The organism is Dietzia sp. CQ4 (assembly GCF_014145125.1).
Lineage (GTDB): Bacteria > Actinomycetota > Actinomycetes > Mycobacteriales > Mycobacteriaceae > Dietzia > Dietzia natronolimnaea.
The window spans coordinates 1-2746 of record NZ_JAALDZ010000232.1; the positions used below are offsets into that span (position 1 = coordinate 1).

General features: G+C 72.6%; 3 protein-coding genes and 1 pseudogene. 2 read left to right on the forward strand and 2 right to left on the reverse strand.

The genetic code is table 11. From position 1 onward, the window contains the following. Both G6031_RS13130 and G6031_RS13135 read right to left on the reverse strand, forming a co-directional pair. A partial coding sequence (locus tag G6031_RS13130) for a thioredoxin domain-containing protein (RefSeq protein WP_182653494.1) occupies positions 1-735 on the reverse strand: 735 nt, incomplete at its 3' end. Between the two features lie 35 nt (positions 736-770). Beyond that, positions 771-1970, reverse strand: coding sequence for an acetyl-CoA C-acetyltransferase (locus tag G6031_RS13135; RefSeq protein WP_182610573.1), 1200 nt, complete (start codon positions 1968-1970; stop codon positions 771-773). A gap of 76 nt (positions 1971-2046) precedes the next feature. Here G6031_RS13135 and mce point away from each other — a divergent pair, with 76 nt between their 5' ends. Then, entirely contained in the window at positions 2047-2517 is a 471-nt protein-coding gene (gene mce, locus G6031_RS13140; RefSeq protein WP_182653495.1) for a methylmalonyl-CoA epimerase, read from the forward strand. Positions 2518-2551: 34 nt separating this feature from the next. Next, positions 2552-2746, forward strand: a pseudogene (locus tag G6031_RS13145) (hypothetical protein); the annotation flags it as partial.

A 2746-nucleotide genomic window follows, 5' to 3' on the forward strand; every position in this document is an offset into this window, starting at 1 on the left:
CAGGGCCGCGGGGACGGTGCCCTCGCCCGCGTCGGTCTCCTCCGCCGCACGCCGGGCGGCCTGCACGTACCGCAGTGCCTCCAGGAGCGTGTGGTCTCCGGGGCGTGAGTCCACCAGGGCCGTGAAGCGCTCCTCCGCCGTGGCCAGCTCCCCCTCCGCGAGGGCGTCCTCGGCCGCGTCACGCTCGGTGTCCGCGACCTCCTCCGGCTCCCCGCCCGACTCGGCCCCGGGCGTCCCGCTCAGCTTGCCCTCGGTGGCCTGGAGGACGGCCGCGATCCACTGCCGGAGGGCGTCCTCGGGTTGTTCCCCCTCGAAGTCCGCGAGCGGCCGCCCCGCCGCGACGGCGACGACCGTCGGGACCGCCCGTGCCTGGAACGCCTGCGCGATCCCCGGTGCGGCGTCCACGTCGACGACCGCGTGCACCCACTGACCACCCCCCTCCTCGGCCAGCGAGGAGAGCAGGGTGGTCAGTACCGTGGGCGCCCGCCGGGACATGAGCTCGACGACGACCGGGACCTGCGTCGAGCGGACCAGGACCTCCTGCTCGAACGTGGCCTCGTCGACCTCGACGAGCGTCACCGGACCGGAGCCGGGCCCGGTTCCGCGGGCGGCGGTGGCGGGGTCCCGCTTCGCCTCCGCCCGTTTCTTCAACCCCGAGAGATCGACGGCGCCGGCGAGGGACGCCGCGAGCTTCTGCTCGGAGGCGGACGGGGGTCGGTTACCTGGTCTCGTCACGCCTTCGATCCTGCCACGGCCGGTCCGATCGGGTGTCAGCTGGTCGCGGGCACGCGGATCAACAGCGCGTCACCCTGTCCGCCGCCGCCGCAGAGGGCCGCCGCCCCGAGGCCACCGCCGCGGCGGGCCAGCTCCAGTGCGAGGGTCAGGACGACGCGGTTGCCCGACACCCCGATCGGGTGCCCGATCGAGATGGCGCCACCGTTGACGTTGACCTTGTCGGGGCTCACGCCCAGGACCTTGGTCGAGTGCAGACCGACCGAGGCGAAGGCCTCGTTGAACTCGAACAGGTCGATGGAGTCGACCTCGACGTCCGAACGACGACAGGCGTCGAGGACCGCGTCGGCGGGCTGGTGCTGCAGGGTCGAGTCCGGGCCGGCGACGGTGCCGTAGCCGACGATCTCGGCCAGCACCGGCCACCCCTCGGCCTCCGCACGGGCGGCGGTGGTGACGATGACGGCGGAGGCGCCGTCGGAGATCTGGGAGGAGGATCCCGCGGTGATGGTCCCGTCCTTCGCGAACGCGGGCCTGAGCTTGCCCATCGACTCGGCGGTCGACTCGGCGCGAACACCCTCGTCGGTCTCCACGACCGTGTCGCCCTTGCGGCCCTTCACCGTCACGGGGACCACCTCGTCCGCGAACCGACCCTCGGCCCACGCGGCCGCGGCGCGCTGGTGGGAGACGGCCGCGAACTCGTCCTGGTGCTCGCGGGTGATCTCCAACTCGGCGTTGCGCGCTTCGGTGAGCGCGCCCATCGGCTGGTCGGTGGGCACGTCGTGCAGGCCGTCGTAGGCCATGTGGTCCAGGACCTCGATGGAACCGTACTTGTACCCGGCACGGCTCTTGGGCAGCAGGTGGGGCGCCTGGGACATCGACTCCTGGCCGCCCGCCACGACGACCTCGGAGTATCCGGCGCGGATCGCCTGGTCCGCCAGCGCGATGGCCGTCAGGCCGGACAGGCACATCTTGTTGATGCTCAGCGCGTCCACCCGCTGGGGGATACCGGCGGCCAGCGACGCCTGACGCGCGGGCATCTGCCCGTTCCCGGCGGACAGCACCTGACCCATGATCACCTGATCGACGGCCTCGGCGGGCACGCCGCCGCGCTCGAGAGCCCCGCGGATGGCGATCCCGCCCAGTTCGGGGGCGGACAGGGAGGACAGACCGCCCTGGAGACGGCCGAACGGGGTGCGGGCCCCGGAGACGATGACGGTGCGGGTGGAGTCGGCGGACATTGCGGACCTTCCATTCGAGGGGCTGTACGTGTACACGCCAAACTACCGTCTGCCGTCACCGACTACCGTGGTCCCCATGACCACTACCCCAGCCGGCCAGCCCCTGCTCCCCGCCGATCTCGTCGTGGCGATCGACCACGTCGGCGTGGCGGTTCCCGACTTCGACGCCGCCGTGTCCTGGTACCGGGACAACCTCGGGATGGAGAACCTCCACGAGGAGGTCAACGAGGAGCAGGGAGTGCGCGAGGCCATGCTGGGGTCGCCCGGCCGACCGGACGGAAGCGCCCTCCTCCAGGTGCTCGCCCCCCTCGACGAGTCGTCGACGATCGCCAAGTACCTGGATCGCAACGGCCCGGGCATCCAGCAGATGGCGGTCCGGGTGACCGACATCGAGGCCATCACCGAGCACCTCACCGGACGCGGTGTGCGGGTGCTGTACCCGGAACCGAAGAGCGGCACGGCGGGTTCACGGATCAACTTCGTGCACCCCAAGGACGCCGGGGGCGTGCTCCTGGAACTGGTCGAGCCGGCCGCCGGGTCGCACTAGGGTCCGGGCGGGGCCTCCCCGCTAGGGTGGGGCCATGTCGAGCACACACATGCCCACCACGGGCGCCGACCCCTTCGCGGTGGTCCGCAAGGGCTTCGACCGCGAGCAGGTGACCTCCACCCTCACGCGCCTGGAGGCCGAGGTCGAGCTCCTCCGCGCCGACCGCGACGCCGCCGTCGAGCGGGCCGAACGGGCTGCCGCCGAGGCGGCCCGGGAACGAGCCCGGGCC